Source organism: Anaeromyxobacter dehalogenans 2CP-C, assembly GCF_000013385.1.
Classification (GTDB): domain Bacteria; phylum Myxococcota; class Myxococcia; order Myxococcales; family Anaeromyxobacteraceae; genus Anaeromyxobacter; species Anaeromyxobacter dehalogenans_B.
Genome location: NC_007760.1, coordinates 1,424,829 through 1,444,567, shown reverse-complemented (window position 1 = coordinate 1,444,567; position 19,739 = coordinate 1,424,829). Strand labels below are relative to the sequence as shown.

Here is a 19,739-nt window from a genome sequence, read left to right as displayed (position 1 = left end):
CCGCCGAGCACGGTTCGCACGCGCCGCGCGCGCCACAAGCGTCCAGGATGGGGGACACGGGCGCGCGCGGTGCTCTATACTCGCGCGCCTCATGAACCTCATCGACGGCAAGCAGATCGCGGCGAAGGTGAAGGGCGAGGTGGCGACCGAGGTCCGCGCGCTGGCCGCCCGCGGCGTGCAGACGGGCCTCACCGTGGTCCGGGTGGGCGACGACCCCGCCTCCGCGATCTACGTGCGCGGGAAGCGCAAGGACTGCGAGGAGGTTGGCATCACCTCGGTGGAGCACCACCTCCCCGTCACCACCACGCAGGCCGAGCTGCTCGCCCTCATCGCGCGGCTGAACGCCGACCCGGCGGTGCACGGCATCCTGGTGCAGCTGCCGCTGCCGAAGCACGTGGACGAGCGCGCGGTGCTCGACGCCATCTCGCCCGCCAAGGACGCCGACGGCTTCCACCCGTTCAACGTGGGCGCGCTCTCGATCGGCATCGCCGGCGTGCCCCGCCCCTGCACGCCCGCCGGCGTGATGCGCATGCTCGACGAGGCCCGGGTCGATCCGAAGGGCAAGCGCGCGCTGGTGGTGGGCCGCTCCAACATCGTGGGCAAGCCGATGGCGATGATGCTGCTCGAGCGGCACGCCACGGTGACCATCGCCCACTCCCGCACCGCCGACCTCGCCGGCGAGGTCGGCCGCGCCGACATCCTGGTGGCCGCCATCGGCAAGGCCGAGCTGGTGAAGGGCGCCTGGGTGAAGGAGGGCGCGGTGGTGATCGACGTCGGCATGAACCGCCTCGCCGACGGGAAGCTGGTGGGCGACGTGGAGTTCGCGGCGGCCGCCGCGCGCGCCTCCGCCATCACCCCGGTGCCGGGCGGCGTCGGCCCGATGACGCGCGCCATGCTGCTCGTCAACACGGTGGAGCTCGCGAAGCGGGTCGCACGGTGAGGCGCTGCGCCCGGGCGCTCGCGGCCATGGCCGTGGCGCTCGTGGGCGCCTCCGGCTGCTGCACCTGCGTGGACCTCGACTACACCTACCGGAGCGGCGCGGCCCGGGCGCCGGCGGCCGCCCCGCCCTTCTCGCCGCTGCTCCGCGTGCTGCACGTCGCGGACATCGGCGAGCCGAACTGCCAGCAGCGCGCCGTCTCCGACGCCATGGCCGCGGCGCACCGGCGGGCGCCGTTCGACCTCGCGGTCGCGCCCGGCGACAACGTCTACAACTGCGGGCCCGACGCCACCCTCCCCGGCGCGGCCGACTGCCGCTTCGCCGACGACGGGAACGGCGTCGCCGCCGGGTACGCCGCCCCCGCCGACCCGAGCTTCGCGCGCTTCGAGGACGCGTTCGCGCCGCTGGCGGGCGTGCCCATCCACCTCGCGCTCGGGAACCACGACGTCGCCACCGCCGGGAGCTGCGCGGTGCCGGGCGTGGAGCCGGCCACCGCGGCGCGGCGCAAGGCCTGCCTCGAGGTGGCGCACGCGTCGCCGCTCTGGTCCATGCCCGGCCGGCACTACGCGGTGGACCGCGGCCCCGCGCGCTTCATCGTGGTGGACACGAACCTCCTCGGGGGCGACTACGCCGGCTTCACCTTCGCCGACGAGGAGGCGTTCGTGGCCGCGGCGGCCGCGGGCTGCGACGGGCGCGCCTGCTTCCTGGTCGGCCACCACCCCGCCGTCACCGCCGGCTCGCACCACGACGACGCGACGCCGGAGTACCTCGCGCGCGTCGATCGCCTGCTCGCGGCCGGCCAGGGCCGGATCCGGGCCTGGCTCGCCGGCCACGATCACGACCTGCAGCACCTGCGCACGCCGGGCGGCGTGGACGTGCTCGTGTCCGGCAACGGCTCCCGCGCGCGCGGCGCCGAGCGCTTCCGCGAGCGCTCCGCGCCCGGCGCCGAGCTGCTCTTCGCCGCGGTGCGCTGGGGCTTCGGCGTGCTCGAGGTGGGCGACGGCGGCTGGCGCTACCGCTTCGAGTCGGACGACGGCACCGCGCTCTACTGCTGCGCGGCCGCGGGCACGGGTCGCTGCGAGCCGGTCGCGTGCCGGTGAGCGCGCCGGAGCCGGGCGCCGGCCGTCCGTCCGGCCGTGCGCCGGTGTCCCAGCCCCTTCCGGTGCCGCCCGCGACGCACGATGGCACCTTGCGGACCCTCGCGCGAGCGGCTACTGCTCGGGCGCGCCGGGCGCGAAATCCCGCGTCCTGGCGCGCTTGACCCTCCGGTCAGCCCCGATAGAATCCGCCCGCCCATTTCCACCCGAGGCGCCCATGGCCCTGCGCACGCCCCTCTACGACACGCACGTCCGCGCAGGCGCACGGATCGTGGAGTTCGCCGGCTGGCAGATGCCGGTCCAGTACTCGGGGATCCTCGCCGAGCACGAGACCGTCCGCACCCGCGTCGGCCTGTTCGACGTCTCGCACATGGGCGAGGTCGTGTTCCGGGGCCCGCGGGCGCTCGCCGCGCTCGGACGCGTGTTCACGAACGACCTCTCCAAGGTCGCCGACGGCCAGGCGCAGTACGGCTGCCTGTGCCGCGACTCCGGCGGCATCGTGGACGACGTGGTGGTCTACCGCCGCGGCGCCGAGGACCTGCTCGTCTGCGTCAACGCCGGCAACCGCCAGAAGGACTTCGAGTGGCTCGCGGGCCACGCCGCCGGCGCCGACGTCCGCAACGAGTCGGACGACTGGGCCCAGCTCGCGCTGCAGGGCCCGCTCGCCGCCCAGCTCCTGCAGCGGCTCACCACCGTGAACCTCTCCGCCATGCGCAGCTACCGCTTCGGCGAGGGCGAGGTGGCGGGCGTCCGCTGCATGGTGGCGCGCACCGGCTACACCGGCGAGGACGGGTTCGAGCTGTTCTGCCGCGCCGACCTGGGCCCGCGCCTCTGGGACGCGCTCATGGAGGCGGGCGCGCCGGAGGGGATCGCCCCCTGCGGCCTCGGCGCCCGCGACTCGCTGCGCCTGGAGATGGCGTACCGGCTCTACGGCTCGGACATGGACGAGACCACCACGCCGCTCGAGGCCGGGCTGGCCTGGGTGGTGAAGCTCGACAAGGGCGAGTTCATCGGCCGCGACGCGCTGCTCAAGCAGAAGGAGCAGGGGCTCTCGCGCAAGCTGGTGGGGTTCCAGCTCACCGACGCGGGCATCCCGCGGCACGGCTACCCGGTGCTGCAGGACGGCCGCAAGGTGGGCGAGGTGACCAGCGGCACCAAGAGCCCGTCGCTCGGCACCGCCATCGGGCTCGCCTACGTGCCCCCCGCGCTCGCCGCCGAGGGCTCCACCTTCGCAGTCGAGATCCGCGGCCGGGCCGCGGCGGCCAAGGCCGTGAAGACGCCGTTCTACACGCGGAAGTGACGGAGACGACCATGGAAATCCCCGAGGACCTCAGGTACACGCGCGAGCACGAGTGGGCGCGCCGCAAGGGCAGCGCGATCGTGGTCGGCATCACCGACTTCGCCCAGGAGCAGCTCGGCGACGTCGTCTACGTCGAGCTGCCGGACGTGGGCGACCCGGTCAAGAAGGGCGAGTCGTTCGGCGTGGTCGAGTCCACCAAGGCCGTGTCCGAGCTGTTCGCCCCGATCTCCGGCAAGGTGATCGAGGTGAACGACCCGCTCTCCGACGCCCCCGAGACCATCAACGAGGATCCGTACGAGGAGGGCTGGATGATCACCATCGAGCCGTCCGATCCCAAGGACCTCGAGACGCTCATGGACGCCGCCGCCTACAAGGCGTTCGTCGAGGAGCAGGAGTAGCGCCGAGCGCCGCCCGCCGGGCGGTCCCCCTCCCTCGCGGCGAGGTCGCCGCGGAGCCAAGCCTTGCGATACCACCCGCACACCCCGGACGACGTCCGCGCCATGCTCGACGTCGTCGGCGCGGAGCGCGTCGACGACCTGTTCCGCTCGATCCCGCAGGCGCTCCGGCTCGACCGCCCGCTCGACCTGCCGCCCGCGGCGGACGAGATCGCGCTCTTCTCCGAGCTGCGGCGGCTGGCGGCGCGCAACGAGACGGCCCACCCGCCGTTCGTGGGCGCCGGCTGCTACCCGCACCACGTGCCGCCGGTGGTGGACCAGCTCCTGCTCCGCGGCGAGTTCTTCACCGCGTACACGCCCTACCAGCCGGAGATCTCGCAGGGCACGCTGCAGGCGCTGTTCGAGTGGCAGACGTTCGTGTGCCTGCTGACCGGCATGGACGTCTCGAACGCGTCCATGTACGACGGCGCGACCGCCACGGCCGAGGCCGCGCTCATGGCCGGCCGGATCACCGGGCGCGACAAGGTGGTGGTCTCCGCCGCGCTCCACCCCGAGTACCGCAAGGTGCTCGCCACCTACCTGCGCTCGACCGGCGACGAGATCGTCACGGTGCCGTTCGGCGCGGACGGCCGCACCGACCTCGCCGCGCTGCAGCAGGCGGTGGACGGCCGGACCGCCTGCGTCATCCTCGGCTACCCGAACTTCCTCGGCGTGGTGGACGCGCTGCCCGAGGCGGCCGCCATCGCCCGCAAGGCCGGCGCGCTCACCGTCTCGGCGACCGCCGAGGCGGTCTCGCTGGGCCTGCTCCAGGCGCCCGGCGCGCTCGGCGCCGACGTCGCGGTGGGCACGTTCCAGAGCTTCGGCAACCCCATGTCGTTCGGCGGCCCGGCGCCGGGCTTCTTCGCCACCCGCGAGAAGCACGTGCGCCAGATGCCCGGCCGCGTGGCCGGGGCGACGGTGGACAAGCAGGGGCGGCGCGGCTTCGTGCTCACGCTCTCCACGCGCGAGCAGCACATCCGCCGCGAGAAGGCGACGTCCAACATCTGCACCAACTCCGGCCTGTGCGCGCTGGCCTCCACCGTCCACCTGTCGCTGCTCGGCAAGCGCGGCCTGGCCGAGCTGGCCCGCCTCAACCACGGGCGCGCCCGCATGCTGCGCGACGCGATGGAGCGGGCCGGCTGCCGCCCGGTGTTCTCCGGGCCGTTCTTCAACGAGCAGGTGTTCGACGTGGGCGACGCCGAGGCGGTGGTGGCGAAGCTCGCCAAGCGCGGCATCGTGGCCGGCGCGCCGCTGGCGCGCTGGTTCCCGGACGCGCCGAGCGCGAAGGGCGCCCTGCTCTGCGCGGCGACGGAGCTGCACGGCCCCGAGCTCATCCAGCTCTTCGCGGGCGCGGTGAGGAGCTGAGCCATGGCGAACCCGACTGGCTGGAAGCCCAGCATGGAGCAGGACGCGAACGGGGGCGGCGCCGCGGCCGAGGCCCCGGGCCTGGGCGGCGCGGTGCGCGGCCTCGCGTACGAGGAGCCGCTCGTGTTCGAGCACGGCTCGCGCGGGCGCTGCGGCGTCTCGCTGCCCCCGCCCCCCGCCGACTTCGACGCGAGCGACCTCCCCGCCGCGCTGGTGCGCCCGGCGGTGGACGGGCTGCCGGAGCTGTCCGAGCTGGAGGTGGTCCGGCACTTCACCCGGCTCTCCTCCTGGAACCACGGCATCGACACCGGGTTCTACCCGCTCGGCTCCTGCACCATGAAGTACAACCCGAAGTCGAGCGAGGCGCTGGCGCGCCTGCCCGGCTTCGCCGACCTCCACCCGCTCGCCCCGGCCGAGCTGGCGCAGGGCGCGCTCGAGCTCATGTACCGGCTGGAGCGGGCGCTCTCCGAGATCGCCGGGTTCGACGCCACCACGCTGGCCCCGGCCGCGGGCGCGCAGGGCGAGCTGACCGGCCTCATGCTCATCCGCGCGTACCACCAGGCGCGCGGCAACCCGCGCAAGAAGGTCCTCATCCCCGACACCGCGCACGGCACCAACCCGGCCTCGTCGGCGCTGAACGGCTACGCGGTGGTGCAGCTCGCCTCCGGCCCCGACGGCCGCCTCCACCCGGAGACCGTCCGCGCGGCCATGGACGAGGACGTCGCGGCCATCATGATCACGAACCCGAACACGCTGGGCGTGTTCGAGTCGCACATCGCCGAGATCGCCGCGATCGTCCACGCCAAGGGCGGCCTGGTGTACGGCGACGGCGCGAACATGAACGCGCTGCTCGGCGTGGCGCGGCCCGGCGACATGGGCTTCGACGTCATGCAGTACAACCTGCACAAGACGTTCGCGACGCCGCACGGCGGCGGCGGCCCGGGCTCCGGCCCGGTGGCGGTGAAGGCGGCGCTGGTCCCGTACCTGCCGCTGCCGATGGTGGTGAAGGAGGGCGAGCGCTACCGCCTGGTCACCGAGGCGCGCGAGCGGCCCGCGACCATCGGCAAGCTGCGCGAGTTCTGGGGCAACTTCGGCATGTTCGTGCGCGCCTGGGCGCTCATCCGCGAGTACGGGCCGGAGGGCGTGCGCGCCACCGCCGAGCTGGCGGTGCTGAACGCGAACTACGTGCGCAAGCAGCTGGAGGGCACCTACCACCTGCCCTACGCCACCGACTCGCTCCACGAGGTGGTGTTCGACGACGCCCAGCAGAAGGACTCGGGCGTCACGACCATGGACGTGGCGAAGCGCCTCATCGACCACGGGTTCCACCCGCCCACCATCTACTTCCCGCTGGTGGTGCACGGCGCGCTCATGATCGAGCCGACCGAGACCGAGTCGCGCGAGACGCTGGACGCGTTCGTCGCCGCCATGAAGGCCATCGCGGAGGAGGCGAAGGTGGACCCGGAGGCGGTGCGCGCCGCGCCCACCCGGCCCGTTCGCGCACGCCTGGACGAGACGCGCGCGGCGCGCAAGCCCGTGCTGCGCTGGCAGCCGGGCATGAACGTCGAGTAGACGGCCGGCGGTCGCGCTATCATCGCGGCGCGCCCCGTGGCGCCGCGGAGGAACCATGCGCAACCGCCTGCTCGCCCTGTTCGTCGTCGCCGCCCTGCCCGCGCTGGCCGCCGGCCAGTACGATCCCCGCCGGCCGCCGCCGCGCCAGCCCGCCGGGCCGCGCGCGCAGGGGCTCACGCTGTCCGCGCGCCTCGCCTACGGCGCGCCGTCCGGGGACATCTCCGACGAGGTGGACGCGACGGGCGCGCCGCTCTACCCGAAGCTCGACGACCTCGTCCGGCACAAGGTGCCGATCTGGCTCGAGCTTGGCTACCGCTTCAACCCGGCGGTGTGGGGCGGCATCTACCTCGAGCTCGCGCCCACCTCGATCTCGAAGGACTTCTGCGTGCCGGGCCGCTCCTGCGACGGCTCGGACATCCGCTTCGGCTTCGACGTGCAGTTCCACCTCCAGCCGTACCAGGTGGTGGACCCGTGGGTCGGCTTCGGGATGGGCCTGGAGGTGCTGAACGCGGAGGCGTACGAGCCGGGCACCGGGACCATCACCGAGTTCAGCTGGGCCGGCTTCGAGTTCCCGATGCTGGAGGCGGGCCTCGACCTGGCGCTCTCGCCGTACGTGACCATGGGCCCGTTCGTCTCGTGGAGCGCCGGGCAGTACACGAGCTACGACGTGTCGGTGCCGGGCTTCGGCGACCAGTCCGGCCGCATCCACGACCGGGCCTTCCACAGCTGGTTCCAGATCGGCGTGAAGGGGACGCTGAAGCTGTAGCGCGCGGCCCCCTCGACGCCGTCCCGGGCGGGCGGGGCTGCCTAGCGGCGGCCCTGCCCGGCCAGCCAGGCCTGCCGCTTCGCGGCGTGGTCCTCCACGATGCGCTCGTACTCTCCGTGGAAGAGCGACGACGCCACCAGGAAGTCGGCGGTGGCGCGGTTGCACGCGGTGGGGATGTTGTAGAGCACCGCGATCCTGAGCAGCGCCTTCACGTCGGGATCGTGCGGCTGCGGCTCGAGCGGATCCCAGAAGAACACCAGCACGTCCAGCTCGCCCTCGGCGATCTTCGCGCCGACCTGCTGGTCGCCGCCGAGCGGGCCGCTCTTGAAGCGGGTCACCGGGAGGTCGGTCTGCGCCTGCACCAGCCCGCCGGTGGTGCCGGTCGCGAACAGGCGGTGCTCGCGCAGCACGGGCCGGTTGTACTTCACCCAGTCCAGCAGGTCCTGCTTGCGGCTGTCGTGCGCGATGAGGACCACGTTCTTGACCGCGCGCATCGGGACGCGCTGCACCTGCGGCATCGGGACTCCTCCTGTGGAACGGGCCGGCCCGCGGACGCGGGCGCGGCGGATCACTCCGGGTACGGCCGCTGCGACGGCAGCGAGGGCATGAGCACTTGCACGCGCGAGGCCCGCCGCATCTCCAGCGTGTAGGCCAGCGCGAGGTGGATCTGCCCGCTCGCGTCCACCAGCCCCGCCGGCGGGTTCGGGAACGGCCCGGCGGCCCGCGCCGCCCGGACCACCTCCTGGTCGAGGAAGTCGAGGCCGCTCGAGTCGAGCAGCTTCACGAACCGGATCGTGCCGTCGCCGTCGAGCACCAGCTCGATCGACGTGGTGCGGTCGCGCGCCGGGTAGACCTTCCCGTCGGGATCCCGCGCCTGGTACGCCCGGTTCGGATCCCACTCGCGGTAGATGGCCATGCCCACGCGGTTGATGAAGGTGGCGTACTTGAACGAGCGGGTGTTGAGCGCGGTGGCGTCGCCCTCGTCCACGCCCTCGAGCCGGTCCGGGCTGGGGCCGCCGGCGATGCGGGCGAGGTTCTGCGGATCCGGCAGGAGCCGCCGGTCGATGCCGGACTTGCGGCCGCCGCCCTGCGCGCCGGCGCCGCCGGGCACCTGCAGCGCGGGGCCGCCGCCGTTCAGCCGCTGCTGGTCGGCGCGCGGCGCGACCGGGACGTCGCCGGCGCCGGGCTCGTCCGGCCTCGGCGCGACCGCCAGCCGCTCCTGCGCCCGCTGCTCCGGGACGACCAGCTTCTCGGCGCCCGTGCCGCGCGGCGCCGCCGGCCCCTCCTTGCCCGGCGTGCTCCTCGCCGCCTGGCCGTTCTCCCCGGCCTCCGGCGGCGGCGGCGGCGCCTTGCGCTTCAGGCCGTCGGACGGCGCCGGCAGCGTGTTCTCGAACGCCTGCGTCCCCGCGAACCGCGAGCGCGACTCCTTCTCGACGGTGTTGTCGCGATCGGAGAGGAAGCGGGAGTCCTTCGGCGGGCGCGAGTCCTTCGACGGCGCCACGTCCACGATCTGCCCGTGCGCCCGGCGCTCCTCCGGCGGCGGCGGGGGCGGCGGGATCTTCGGGAGCTCCGCCGGCCGCGGGGCGGCGGCGGGCGGGGGCTGGCCGCCCACGATGGCCCGGTTGGCCGCCCACTGGTCGGCCGTGAGCGGCGCGAGCGCGACGGGGCGGACCGCGGCCGGCTTGCCGATGTCGAACGCGCCGATGCGGCCGAGGATCAGCAAGATCAAGGCGTTGAGCGCGAGCGACAGCAGGATGGCGGCGGTCGTCCGGCTACCCGGCCGCTCGTCCACCTTCCTCCGTCGCAGGCTGGGGCCCAGGAACGCCATTCGCCGGGATGTTAACAGCCAGGACGGCGGTTTCATCCCCTCGAGTGCGCGTCCACGGGCCGGACGGGGAACCGGTTGACCCCCTGCGACCCGCCCGGTAAAGAGCGCGCGATTCCATGGCTTCCGGTTCCCCCACCCCCTCCGGCCCCCGCGCCGCCTTGCGCCCCCTCTGGCGCGCCGCGGCCTCGGGCGCGCTGGCGCTGGCGTGCCTGTACGGGGTGGCGCTGGTGGCGCTCTCGCGCCCCGCCGCGGAGGCCGCGCTCCGCCGCAGGATCCTGGCCGGCCTGCGCGCGTCGGTGGGCGACGTCACGCTCGGCCCCGACGTCCACGTCTCGCCGCTGCTCCGCGTCTCCTTCGGCCCGCTCGCGATCGCGGGCGCGCGGCCGGGGGCTCCGCCGGTGCTGCGCGTCGAGCGCGTCGAGGCCCGGCCGCGGCTCCTCGCGCTCCTGGCCGGCCGCGCCGAGCTCGCCTCGGTGCGGCTGGCCGGGGTGCGCGTCGAGGCGGGCCGCTCCGGACGATCGCTGCTGGAGCTGGGCGAGCGCCTGCGCGGAGCCCCCGCGCGCCGCGCCGCCGCGCCGGCCCGCGCCCCGGCCGTCCCCGCCCCCGAGCCGGCGCAGGACGCGGACGAGGCCCCGTGGCCGTCGGTGCAGGTGCGCGAGCTGGTGGTCGCCTTCGCGGTCCACGGCCGGTACGTGGAGCTGGGCCCGCTCGACGCGCGGCTCGCGCGCGACCGCGGCGACGGCGACGAGCGCCTCCGCGCCGACCTGCGCCTCCCCGGCGGCGCGACCGCCTCGGTGGACGCGCGGCGCGAGCCCTCCGGCTGGCGCGTCACGCTGGGCGTGCGCCACCTCGGGCCCGCCGCCATCCCCGAGGCCCTGGGCGCGGAGGCGGTGTCGCTGCGCGACGGCACGCTCTCGCTCGACGCGACGCTGGACGCCCCGCCGGATCTGTCCCGGTTCGGCGGGCGCGCGGTGCTCGCGGTGGAGGGGGCCACGGTGGCCGGCGACCGGATCGGCGCCGAGCCGCTCGGGCCGATCTCCGCCACCGCCGAGGGCGACGTCGCCTGGCAGGGCGCGGAGCGGCGCGTGTCGCTCTCCGGGGGCCGCGTGGTGCTCTTCGGCGCCATCCCCGCCGCCGTCTCCGGCCAGGCGCGGCTCGGCCCCGGCCTCCCCTTCGAGCTCTCGGTGCGGCTCGAGCGGCTCGACTTCGCCGCGGCGGTCGCCGCGCTGCCGCCGGCCCTGGGCCTGCCGCCGGAGGCGCCGCGGCCCGCCGGCACCCTCGACGCGCACGTGGACCTGGCCGGCCCGCTGCTCGCGCCGGCCGCCTGGACGCTGGACGCCGGGCTCGACCTGTCGCGCATGCGCGAGGCGGCCCGGCGCGCGCCGCCGGTGGCGCTCCGCGCGCCGTTCGTGCACCGCCCCGAGGTCGAGCGCGGCACGCCGCCCGAGATCCTGGTGGGCCCGCGCAACCCCGACTTCGTCCCGCTCTCCAGCCTGCCGCCGCACGTGATCCGGGCGGTGACCGCCAGCGAGGACGCCGGGTTCTACGGCCACTCCGGCTTCGAGTTCGAGGAGCTGCGCAACGCGTTCGCCGCGGCCGCCGAGCGCGGGCGGCTGGTGCGCGGCGGGTCCACCATCTCGCAGCAGCTCGCGAAGAACCTGTTCCTCTCGCGCGAGAAGACGCTGGCGCGGAAGGTGCGGGAGGCGGCGCTCACGGTGGCGCTCGAGGCCACGGTGCCCAAGGCGCGCCTCCTCGAGATCTACCTGAACGTGGCCGAGTGGGGCCCCGGGCTGTGGGGCATCGGGCCCGCCGCGCGCCACTGGTTCGGCGTGCCCGCCGCCGAGCTCACGCCGCGCCAGGCCGCGTTCCTCGCCACCGTGATCCCGAACCCGGTGCGCTTCCACTTCATGTGGGCCCGCGGCGCGCCGACGCAGGCCTGGGACCAGCGCGTGGACGACCTGCTGCTGAAGATGGCCGCGCAGCAGGTGCTCGACCCGGACACGCTCGACGCCGCGCTGGTGGAGCCGCTCGCGTTCGCGCGCCCGGGCGCGGCGGTCGGCCCGGGCGCGACGCCGGCGCCGTAGCGCGGCGGCGGCGGCGCGAGCGGCGCGCAGCGGCGGGCGCGACGAGGTCCCGCGCTACGCGGTCGCGGGCGCGGCGGGCCGCGGGCGGGCGCGGCGGCGGGCTTGCAGCCGCTCCCAGCCGATCGAGATCGCCCAGGTGACGCCCACCATCGCGACGATCCCCGCGATGGTCGCCGGGAAGGAGAGCCGGCCGCGCAGCGGCCGCGCCACGCCGCCGTAGGTCAGCTCGACCGAGGCGATGTACCCGACGAGCGACTGCCGCCCGAGCACGGTGAGCCAGCGCAGCGCCCGCTCCGCCGCGAGCGGGATGAGCTGGGTGAGCCCGGTGAGCGCGACGCAGGCGCCGAGCCGCATCGCGAACCAGGCCGGCGAGGCGCGCCAGAACGCGTCGCCGCGCAGCGGCGCGCGCGCGTCGAGCCCGAGCCCCGCCCCCAGGAGCGCCGCCCCGAGGGCGAGCCACAGGAGCGGGCGGTCCGGGCCGCGCGCCAGCGGCGCGAGGGCCGCGCCGGCGAGCAGGAAGGCGACCCAGTTGAGCAGGTGGAAGTTCCCGCGCCGGCCGAGGTCGGCGGACGCGATGTAGACGTAGTCGAGCACGCGGCTGGGCGCGTGCGCCGTCCCCGCCACGCCCGGCGTGGCGAGCACCACCGCGATCGCCGCCAGCGCCGCGAGCGCGGGCCCGAGCCGGCGCGGCACGCCGATGGTGAGCAGCGCCGACAGCCCCAGGCCGACGGCGATGACGTTGAGGATGTCCACCTTCAGCACGTCGGCGAGGCCGGCGAAGGCCGAGTCCCACCACCCGTGCCAGAGCGCGGGCGCGTAGCCGAGCAGGTACTCCACCGCGCGGAAGCCGTAGGCGACGCCGAGCAGCCAGAGCGCCCGGCGCAGCGCGGCCGACCGGCGCGCGCCCGGCGCGACGCCCTTGCGCTCCAGCGCGGCGTCGCCGAGCGACTGCGAGAGGCCGGCCATGTAGAGGAAGGCCGGTGCCGCGAGGCCGCCGAGCATGCGCAGCGCGCCGAAGCCGTGGCCGTGCGCCGCGGAGGAGGCGAGCCACGCGTCGAGCACGTGCACCTCGACCATGAACAGCACGGCGAGGCCGCGCTGCCAGTCGAGCCAGAGCTTGCGTCTGGGAGGGGTCACGGGGGCGGGCCGGTCGGGGTGCGGGGTCGCCGGGGGTGGTTCGGGCGGCCGGCCGGCGCCGCCGGGCGGTCACTTGTCGCGGTAGGTGATGCGGCCGCGGCTGAGGTCGTACGGTGACAGCTCGAGCTTCACGCGGTCGCCGGGGATGATGCGGATGTGGAACTTCTTCATCTTGCCCGACGCGTATGCGAGGACCACGGGGCCCTGGTCCACCTTGACCCGGTACATGCCCCCGGCGAGCGCCTCCTCGACGGTGCCCTGTACCTCGATGCCGGCTTCCTTCTCGCTCATCGGACCTTCCTCGGCACGCGCGCGGGCTGACGCAGGCCCGGCTCATAAGCGCGAGCGGCCTCGGTCACCCGAGGCCGCTCGTCACCCAGCGGACCGGATGCGCTACGGACGGCGAACGTTCGCCGCCTGAAGTCCCTTCGGGCCCTGGGTGACGTCGAACTCCACCCGCTCGCCCTCCTTCAGGGTGCGGAAGCCATCCATCTGGATGGCCGTGTGGTGAACGAAGACGTCCTCCCCGCCCTCCTGGGAGATGAAACCGTAACCCTTCGCGTCGTTGAACCACTTCACGGTACCAAGTGCCATCGCTTCACGCTTCCTTCGTGTGTCCCGGGCCGACCGCCGACCCGCGGAGTCGTGGGGCACGGACCCTCGACTCGGCCGCGAAATATCCCCGAAACCTGCAGGGACCGTCAAGGGGACGTGGTGCCCCAACCGTGCGGAAAATGTGGACTTGTTGGGTCCGCCACGCGTCCGCCCCTTCACTCTCCGAGCGCGGCGCGGAGCGCGCGCGCACGGCCTCCGACCTCCCCGTCCGCGACCAGCGCCGCGAGCTCGCCGCGCGCCGCCTCCCGGCCGGCCGGGTCGGCCAGCAAGGCCTCCGCCCGCGCCAGCCGGATCCACGGATCGGCCGGGGCGAGCCGCACGGCCACCTCGGCGCAGAAGCGGGCCGCGAGCGGCTGCCCCAGCCGGCGGTGCGCCGAGGCGAGCAGCGCCCACGCCGCCGCGTCCTCGTGGTTCGTCACCACCAACCCCTCCAGGATGGCCCGGGCGGTCTCCACCCTCCCCGCCTCCAGCTCCGCCTCCGCCAGCGCGGCGATGGCGTCGCCCAGCTCCTGGGTCATCCCCTGCACCTCGGCCAGCGTGGGCGTGCGTCCCTCGGCCGCCGTCTCGATCGCGTCGTCCATGGCGGCCCTCAGGAGCGGATGTTGTGCACCGCCGACATCTTCATGTCGTGCAGCGAGCGGAGGACGTTGGAGACGAGCGTGAACATCTCCTTCTGCTTCTCCATGGCGTACTGCAGCTCCATCATCTTCTTGCGGTCGATCTCCGGCGAGTCCGCCGAGCCGGTGCTGCCGGTGCCGCCGGTGCTCGAGCCGCCCGTCGAGCCGCTCGCCGGCGCCTCCTTGAACGCCGCGGCCAGGTCGAACGCCACGCCCGCGAGCTGCGGGCCGGCCTTGGCGAGGACCGGCGCGAGCCCCGGGAAGCCCATCGCGGCGGCGCCCGCCGCGAGCGCGGGGCCACCCAGCGTCTTCACCAGCGCCTGGACGTTCTTGTCGTTCAGGATGTCCATCGACATGCCGAGGGCGGGGAACGCGGTCTTGAGCGCGCCGGCCAGCTTCGCGAACGGCCCGCCCTTCTTCTTCTTCGCGCCGGACGAGCCGCCCGTGCTGGAGGCCTTCCCCGCCGCCTCCTTCATCTTCTGCTCGACGTCGCGGTCGAAGCGGTCCTGCACGTACATCATGAAGCGGAACAGCTTCTCCTCGATCGAGAGCCTCGGATCGTCGAGGAACGCGAGCGCGCCGGTGGACCGCGACGACGACGGCTTCTTCGCGGCCGCGGACTTCGAGGTGCCCTTCGAGCCCGAGGCGTAGCCCGTCCCCGAGCTCCGCCGCGTCTTCTTCGCCGACGCCTTCTTCGCGGAGGGGAGCGCGGCCGCCGCGGCGGCGATCACGGCGCCGCCCTTCCCCACGCCGGCCGTGGCGGCGGCCCGGACGGTGCGCGGTGCGGCGACCTGGGCGAGGTCGGTGGCGAGCGCGGCGCCCTGCGAGAGCAGCGCGGCGCCGGTGCGGACGGAGGGGATCATCTGGGTTCCTTTCGGATGGGTTGGGCGGTGCGCCTCGCGGCGCCCGCCGTTCCCTTGAGCGCGCCGCGTGCCACCCCCGCGCGCCCGGATCCCGCGCGGTTGCGCGGGGCGACCGGCCGCGCCGGAGCCCGCCGGGACGGGGCGCGGACCGTTTGACCCGGGAGCGGACGGCGCCTAGATTGCCGCGCCATGCGCACGCTCGGCGTCGACCTGGGGCGGGTCCGGATCGGCCTGGCCGTGGCCGACGAGATCCTGCGGACCGCCCGCGCGGTGACCACCGTGGTCCGCCGCGGCGAGGCCGAGGACCTGGCCGCCATCGCAGAGGTGGCCCGCGACTACGAGGTCACCCGCGCCGTCGTGGGGCTCCCGCTCAACATGGACGGCACCGAGGGCCCGTCGGCACGGCTGGCCCGGGGGTTCGCGCCGCGGCTGGAGGCTGCGCTCGGCGTGCCGGTCGAGCTGTTCGACGAGCGGCTCTCGTCGTTCGAGGCGGAGTCGCGCCTGCGCGCGCGCGGCGTATCGGCGCGCGACCAGCGCGGCCAGGTGGACGCCGAGGCCGCGGCCGTCATCCTGCAGGGCTGGCTGGACCGGAGGGCGCCATGAGGAAGCTCGTCACCCTGCTCGTGCTCCTCGCGCTCGCGGCCGCCGCGTGGGCGGCGCTCGCCTGGCGCGACCTGCAGTCGTTCGCGGCGACGGCGTACGGCAGCCCCGAGGAGAAGACGGTGGTGGTGCCGAGCGGCGCCCCGGCGCGCGCGGTGATCCGGTCGCTGGCCCAGTCCGGCGTGCTCTCCGACGAGACGCGGGCCTGGCGGTATTTCCGGTGGGTGAAGCGCGATCCCCGCCGGCTCCGCGCGGGCGAGTACGCGTTCTCCGGCCCGCTCACGCCGGACCAGGTGCTGGACAAGGTCTACCAGGGCCAGGTGAAGCTCTACCGCTTCACGGTGCCCGAGGGGCTGCGCATGGACGAGATCGCGGAGATCGTCGGGCGCAGCGGCCTCGCGCGCGCCGAGGACTTTGCCGCGGTGGCGCACGATCCCGGCACCGCCCGCGCGCTCGGGCTCCCCTACGCGAACCTGGAGGGGTTCCTCTTCCCCGACACGTACACGTTCGCGCGCGGCGTCACCGCGCGCACCATCGCCGAGGAGATGGTGGAGCGGTTCAAGGAGGAGTACGCGCGCGCCGACGCCGCCCGGAGACCGGGCGTGACGCTGTCGATGGGCGAGGCCGCGACGCTCGCCTCGATCGTCGAGAAGGAGACCGGGCAGCCGGCGGAGCGCGCCCGCATCGCCTGCGTGTTCCACAACCGGCTGCGGCTCGGGATGCGGCTCGGGACCGACCCGACGGTCATGTACGCCACGCTCCTGCGCACCGGCCGCTGGTCCAAGAACATCTCCAAGGCCGACCTGCTGGCGACCCACCCGTACAACACGTACACGACCGCCGGGCTGCCGCCCGGCCCGATCGCGAACGCGGGCGCCGCGGCCCTGCAGGCGGCGCTCGCGCCGGCCACCTGCTCCGACCTCTACTTCGTGTCGCGCAACGACGGCACCCACGTGTTCTGCCCGACGCTCGCCTGCCACAACGCGGCCGTGCGCGCGTGGCAGGTCGAGTTCTTCCGCCGCGCCCGCTGACCCCCGCCGGCCGCCTCGCCGGCGCGGTGCCGCGCACGGGGGGACCCGCCTCGCCGCCTGCCTGCAGGCCCCATTGGGCGTGCGTCTCCCGCCGGCCCCGCGGTCTGCAGCCCGCTCCTCCGCTCCTTATGCTCCTTGGGTCGGCGCGCGTGCGCCGAGCCCAGACACAGAGGGAGCGAGATGCGCGAGCCTCGGGAAATGACGACGTCGGGGTGGGTGAACCGGATCGCGGCCCTGCAGGACCGGCAGGGGTACTCGGAGCAGCACTGGGAGGGCTCGTTCGAGGACTATCTCGGGATCGTGCGGCAGAACCCGAAGGTCACCCGCACGGCCTTCCAGCGCGTCTACGACATGATCCTGTCGCACGGGAAGACCGAGTACATCGACAACAAGAAGAAGCTCATCCGGTACAACTTCTTCACCGACCCGGACTTCGGCGGGAAGGACGCGATCTACGGGCTCGACATCGCGCTCATGAAGCTCGTGAACGTGTTCAAGAGCGCGGCGCAGGGCTACGGCACCGAGAAGCGCGTCATCCTGCTGCACGGCCCGGTGGGCTCGTCCAAGTCCACCATCGCGCGCCTGCTCAAGAAGGGGCTGGAGGCGTACTCCAAGACCCCGGAGGGCGCGCTCTACACGTTCGCGTGGGACATCGAGCGCACCAACCTCGACGGGCAGAAGCGCCGCGAGGTGATGCCCTGCCCCATGCACGAGGAGCCGCTGCACCTCGTGCCGCACGAGTGGCGCGGCAAGGTGATCGCCGAGCTGGCCGCGCCCGAGGGCGGCTACGCCATCCCGGACACCGGCGACCTGTGCCCGGCCTGCCGCTTCGTCTTCAAGGACCTGATGACGGAGTACAAGGGCGACTGGGAGAAGGTGATGCAGCACGTGCGCGTGCGCCGGCTCATCCTCTCCGAGAAGGACCGCGTCGGCATCGGCACGTTCCAGCCCAAGGACGAGAAGAACCAGGACTCGACCGAGCTCACCGGCGACATCAACTACCGGAAGATCGCCGAGTACGGCTCCGACTCGGACCCGCGCGCGTTCAACTTCGACGGCGAGTTCAACATCGCGAACCGCGGCATCATCGAGTTCGTGGAGATCCTGAAGCTCGACGTGGCGTTCCTCTACGACCTGCTCGGCGCCACGCAGGAGCACAAGATCAAGCCGAAGAAGTTCCCGCAGACCGACATCGACGAGGTCATCATCGGGCACACCAACGAGCCCGAGTACAAGAAGCTCCAGTCGAACGAGTTCATGGAGGCGCTCCGGGATCGCACCGTCAAGATCGACATCCCGTACATCTCCCGCCTCGACGAGGAGGTGAAGATCTACGAGCGCGACTACAACAGCCACAAGATCCGCGGGAAGCACATCGCGCCGCACACGCTGGAGATGGCCGCGATGTGGGGCGTGCTCACCCGGCTCGAGGAGCCGAAGAAGCACAACCTCACGCTGGTCCAGAAGCTGAAGCTCTACAACGGCAAGTCGCTGCCGAACTTCACCGAGGACAACATCAAGGAGCTGCGCAAGGAGGCGCTGCGCGAGGGCATGGAGGGCATCAGCCCCCGCTACGTGCAGGACAAGATCTCGAACGCGCTGGTCTCGGACAAGGGCGACGGGTGCGTGAACCCGTTCATGGTCCTGAACGAGCTGGAGGCCGGGCTCCGGCAGCACTCGCTCATCTCCTCGGAGGAGCAGCGCAAGCGGTTCCGCGAGCTGCTCACCGACGTGAAGCGCGAGTACGAGGACGTGGTGAAGAACGAGGTCCAGCGCGCCATCAGCGCGGACGAGGACGCGATCACCAAGCTCTGCGCCAACTACATCGACAACATCAAGGCGTACACGCAGCGCGAGAAGGTCCGCAACAAGTACACCGGCCAGTACGAGGAGCCCGACGAGCGGCTGATGCGGTCGATCGAGGAGAAGATCGACATCGCGGAGAGCCGGAAGGACGACTTCCGCCGCGAGATCATGAACTACATCGGCGCGCTCGCCATCGAGGGGAAGACCTTCAACTACCGGACGAACGAGCGGCTGCACAAGGCGCTCGAGCTGAAGCTGTTCGAGGACCAGAAGGACTCGATCAAGCTGAAGAACCTGGTGGCCTCGGTGGTGGACCGGGAGACGCAGGAGAAGATCGACGTGGTGAAGCAGCGGCTCATCAAGAACTACGGCTACTGCGAGGTGTGCTCCACCGACGTCCTCAACTTCGTCGCGTCGATCTTCGCGCGCGGCGACGCGAAGGAGTAGCGGCCCTCGGCCTTCGACAGGCTCAGGCTGAGCGGCCTTCGACAGGCTCAGGCTGAGCGGCCTTCGACGAGCTCAGGCTGAGCGGGGATAGGACCGGGCGAGGAACGACAGCGAGGACGGGCCGACCATGTCCCTGAAGATCAAGCAGGACCACGCCCGCTTCCGCGACATCGTGCGCGGCCGGATCAAGAGCAACCTCAAGAAGTACGTCCAGAAGGGAGAGATGGTCGGGAAGAAGGGGAAGGACTTCATCACCATCCCGATCCCGACCATCGACATCCCGCACTTCCGCTTCGGCGAGCGCTCGCAGGGCGGCGTCGGCCAGGGCGACGGCGAGCCCGGCGACCCGCTCTCGCCCGGCGACGGGCAGGCCGGCAGCGGCCAGGCCGGCCAGGGCGAGGGGCAGCACATCCTCGAGGTGGACGTCCCGCTCGACGAGCTGGCCGACATCCTCGGCGAGGAGCTCGCCCTCCCCCGCATCGAGCCGCGCGGCAAGGACCGCATCATCGCGACCCGCCTCAAGTACACCGGCGTCGCGCCCAGCGGCCCGGAGTCGCTGCGCCACTTCAAGCGCACCTACAAGCAGGCGCTGCGGCGCCAGATCGCGAGCGGCTCGTACAACTGGCGCCGCCCGGTGATCGTCCCGGTGCGCGAGGACCGCCGCTACCGCACCTGGAAGCAGGTCCCGCTCCCGGAGACCAACGCGGTCGTCATCTACATGATGGACGTCTCCGGCTCGATGGGCGACGAGCAGAAGGAGATCGTCCGCATCGAGTCCTTCTGGATCGATACCTGGCTGCGGAAGCACTACAAGGGCCTGGAGAGCCGCTACATCATCCACGACGCGGTGGCGCGCGAGGTGGACCGCGACACGTTCTTCCACACGCGCGAGTCGGGCGGGACCATGATCTCGTCCGCCTACAAGCTCGCGCTCGAGATGATCGAGACCGAGTACGCGCCCACCTCCTGGAACGTCTACCCGTTCCACTTCTCCGACGGCGACAACTGGAGCGCCGACGACACCCGCCTGTGCGTGGAGCTGCTGCAGAAGCGGATCCTCCCGGCGGTGAACCTGTTCTGCTACGGGCAGGTGGAGAGCCCGTACGGCTCCGGCCAGTTCATCAAGGACCTGAAGGAGACCGTCGGGCCGCGCGAGAACGTGGCGCTCTCCGAGATCGCCGACAAGGACGCGATCTACGCCTCCATCAAGACGTTCCTCGGCACCGGGAAGTAGGCGCGC

At 73.4% G+C, this 19,739-nt stretch carries 19 protein-coding genes; 12 read left to right on the top strand and 7 right to left on the bottom strand.

The genetic code is table 11. The annotated features are described in order from the left end of the window. Nucleotides 1–91: 91 nt before the first annotated feature. The 7 genes from folD (at nt 92) to ADEH_RS06405 (ending at nt 7,471) form a co-directional block, all read left to right on the top strand. A complete protein-coding gene (gene folD / locus ADEH_RS06435) occupies nt 92–940 on the top strand; it encodes a bifunctional methylenetetrahydrofolate dehydrogenase/methenyltetrahydrofolate cyclohydrolase FolD (RefSeq protein ID WP_011420304.1) in 849 nt (282 codons plus the stop codon). Further along, entirely contained in the window at nt 937–2,037 is a 1,101-nt protein-coding gene (locus tag ADEH_RS06430) for a metallophosphoesterase (RefSeq protein ID WP_011420303.1), read from the top strand. Before folD ends, ADEH_RS06430 begins: the two co-directional genes overlap by 4 nt. Before the next feature lie 214 nt (nt 2,038–2,251). Further along, on the top strand, nt 2,252–3,334 hold the full coding sequence (gene gcvT / locus ADEH_RS06425; RefSeq protein WP_011420302.1) for a glycine cleavage system aminomethyltransferase GcvT: 1,083 nt from the start codon (nt 2,252–2,254) through the stop codon (nt 3,332–3,334). 11 nt (nt 3,335–3,345) lie between these two features. Continuing rightward, nucleotides 3,346–3,732 carry a glycine cleavage system protein GcvH gene (gcvH, locus tag ADEH_RS06420; RefSeq protein WP_011420301.1) on the top strand — a complete coding sequence of 129 codons (387 nt, stop codon included), beginning with the start codon at nt 3,346–3,348 and terminating at the stop codon, nt 3,730–3,732. Between the two features lie 63 nt (nt 3,733–3,795). Beyond that, nucleotides 3,796–5,133, top strand: a complete 1,338-nt coding sequence (gcvPA, locus tag ADEH_RS06415) for an aminomethyl-transferring glycine dehydrogenase subunit GcvPA (protein ID WP_011420300.1) — start codon at nt 3,796–3,798, stop codon at nt 5,131–5,133. A 3-nt stretch (nt 5,134–5,136) separates the two neighbouring features. Continuing rightward, nucleotides 5,137–6,705: an aminomethyl-transferring glycine dehydrogenase subunit GcvPB gene (gene gcvPB, locus ADEH_RS06410; protein ID WP_041453366.1), complete on the top strand. Its 1,569-nt coding sequence runs from the start codon at nt 5,137–5,139 to the stop codon at nt 6,703–6,705. A gap of 55 nt (nt 6,706–6,760) precedes the next feature. Further along, nucleotides 6,761–7,471, top strand: coding sequence for a hypothetical protein (locus ADEH_RS06405; RefSeq protein WP_011420298.1), 711 nt, complete (start codon nt 6,761–6,763; stop codon nt 7,469–7,471). 41 nt (nt 7,472–7,512) lie between these two features. Here ADEH_RS06405 and ADEH_RS06400 read toward each other — a convergent pair whose 3' ends face one another. Together ADEH_RS06400 and ADEH_RS06395 are read right to left on the bottom strand one after the other, a co-directional pair. Beyond that, the gene (locus ADEH_RS06400) at nt 7,513–7,989 is read right to left on the bottom strand and encodes a methylglyoxal synthase (RefSeq protein ID WP_011420297.1); all 477 of its coding nucleotides are present in this window, start codon (nt 7,987–7,989) and stop codon (nt 7,513–7,515) included. A gap of 50 nt (nt 7,990–8,039) precedes the next feature. Continuing rightward, the gene (locus tag ADEH_RS06395) at nt 8,040–9,299 is read right to left on the bottom strand and encodes a TonB family protein (protein ID WP_041453365.1); all 1,260 of its coding nucleotides are present in this window, start codon (nt 9,297–9,299) and stop codon (nt 8,040–8,042) included. A 158-nt stretch (nt 9,300–9,457) separates the two neighbouring features. On the opposite strand from ADEH_RS06395, the gene ADEH_RS06390 reads away from it, so the two are divergent. Further along, the gene (locus ADEH_RS06390) at nt 9,458–11,383 is read left to right on the top strand and encodes a transglycosylase domain-containing protein (RefSeq protein WP_232287441.1); all 1,926 of its coding nucleotides are present in this window, start codon (nt 9,458–9,460) and stop codon (nt 11,381–11,383) included. 54 nt (nt 11,384–11,437) lie between these two features. On the opposite strand, the gene ADEH_RS06385 is transcribed toward ADEH_RS06390, so the two are convergent. The 5 genes from ADEH_RS06385 to ADEH_RS06365 form a co-directional block, all read right to left on the bottom strand. Further along, nucleotides 11,438–12,520 carry a heparan-alpha-glucosaminide N-acetyltransferase domain-containing protein gene (locus tag ADEH_RS06385; RefSeq protein ID WP_011420294.1) on the bottom strand — a complete coding sequence of 361 codons (1,083 nt, stop codon included), beginning with the start codon at nt 12,518–12,520 and terminating at the stop codon, nt 11,438–11,440. 69 nt (nt 12,521–12,589) lie between these two features. Further along, the gene (gene infA, locus ADEH_RS06380; protein ID WP_011420293.1) at nt 12,590–12,811 is read right to left on the bottom strand and encodes a translation initiation factor IF-1; all 222 of its coding nucleotides are present in this window, start codon (nt 12,809–12,811) and stop codon (nt 12,590–12,592) included. A gap of 102 nt (nt 12,812–12,913) precedes the next feature. Beyond that, a complete protein-coding gene (locus ADEH_RS06375) occupies nt 12,914–13,114 on the bottom strand; it encodes a cold-shock protein (protein WP_011420292.1) in 201 nt (66 codons plus the stop codon). A 176-nt stretch (nt 13,115–13,290) separates the two neighbouring features. Then, complete coding sequence (locus ADEH_RS06370) at nt 13,291–13,716, bottom strand: tetratricopeptide repeat protein (protein ID WP_011420291.1); 426 nt, start codon at nt 13,714–13,716, stop codon at nt 13,291–13,293. 8 nt (nt 13,717–13,724) lie between these two features. Further along, on the bottom strand, nt 13,725–14,615 hold the full coding sequence (locus ADEH_RS06365) for a hypothetical protein (RefSeq protein WP_011420290.1): 891 nt from the start codon (nt 14,613–14,615) through the stop codon (nt 13,725–13,727). A gap of 189 nt (nt 14,616–14,804) precedes the next feature. On the opposite strand from ADEH_RS06365, the gene ruvX reads away from it, so the two are divergent. The 4 genes from ruvX to ADEH_RS06345 all read left to right on the top strand — a co-directional run bounded on the left by ruvX (nt 14,805) and on the right by ADEH_RS06345 (nt 19,733). Further along, nucleotides 14,805–15,218 (top strand): Holliday junction resolvase RuvX, encoded by a 414-nt coding sequence (gene ruvX / locus ADEH_RS06360; RefSeq protein ID WP_011420289.1) that lies wholly within the window; start codon nt 14,805–14,807, stop codon nt 15,216–15,218. Continuing rightward, a complete protein-coding gene (gene mltG, locus ADEH_RS06355) occupies nt 15,215–16,246 on the top strand; it encodes an endolytic transglycosylase MltG (RefSeq protein WP_011420288.1) in 1,032 nt (343 codons plus the stop codon). Before ruvX ends, mltG begins: the two co-directional genes overlap by 4 nt. A gap of 180 nt (nt 16,247–16,426) precedes the next feature. Beyond that, complete coding sequence (locus ADEH_RS06350) at nt 16,427–18,499, top strand: PrkA family serine protein kinase (protein WP_011420287.1); 2,073 nt, start codon at nt 16,427–16,429, stop codon at nt 18,497–18,499. A gap of 127 nt (nt 18,500–18,626) precedes the next feature. After that, nucleotides 18,627–19,733 (top strand): DUF444 family protein, encoded by a 1,107-nt coding sequence (locus ADEH_RS06345; protein WP_011420286.1) that lies wholly within the window; start codon nt 18,627–18,629, stop codon nt 19,731–19,733. Nucleotides 19,734–19,739: the final 6 nt, after the last annotated feature.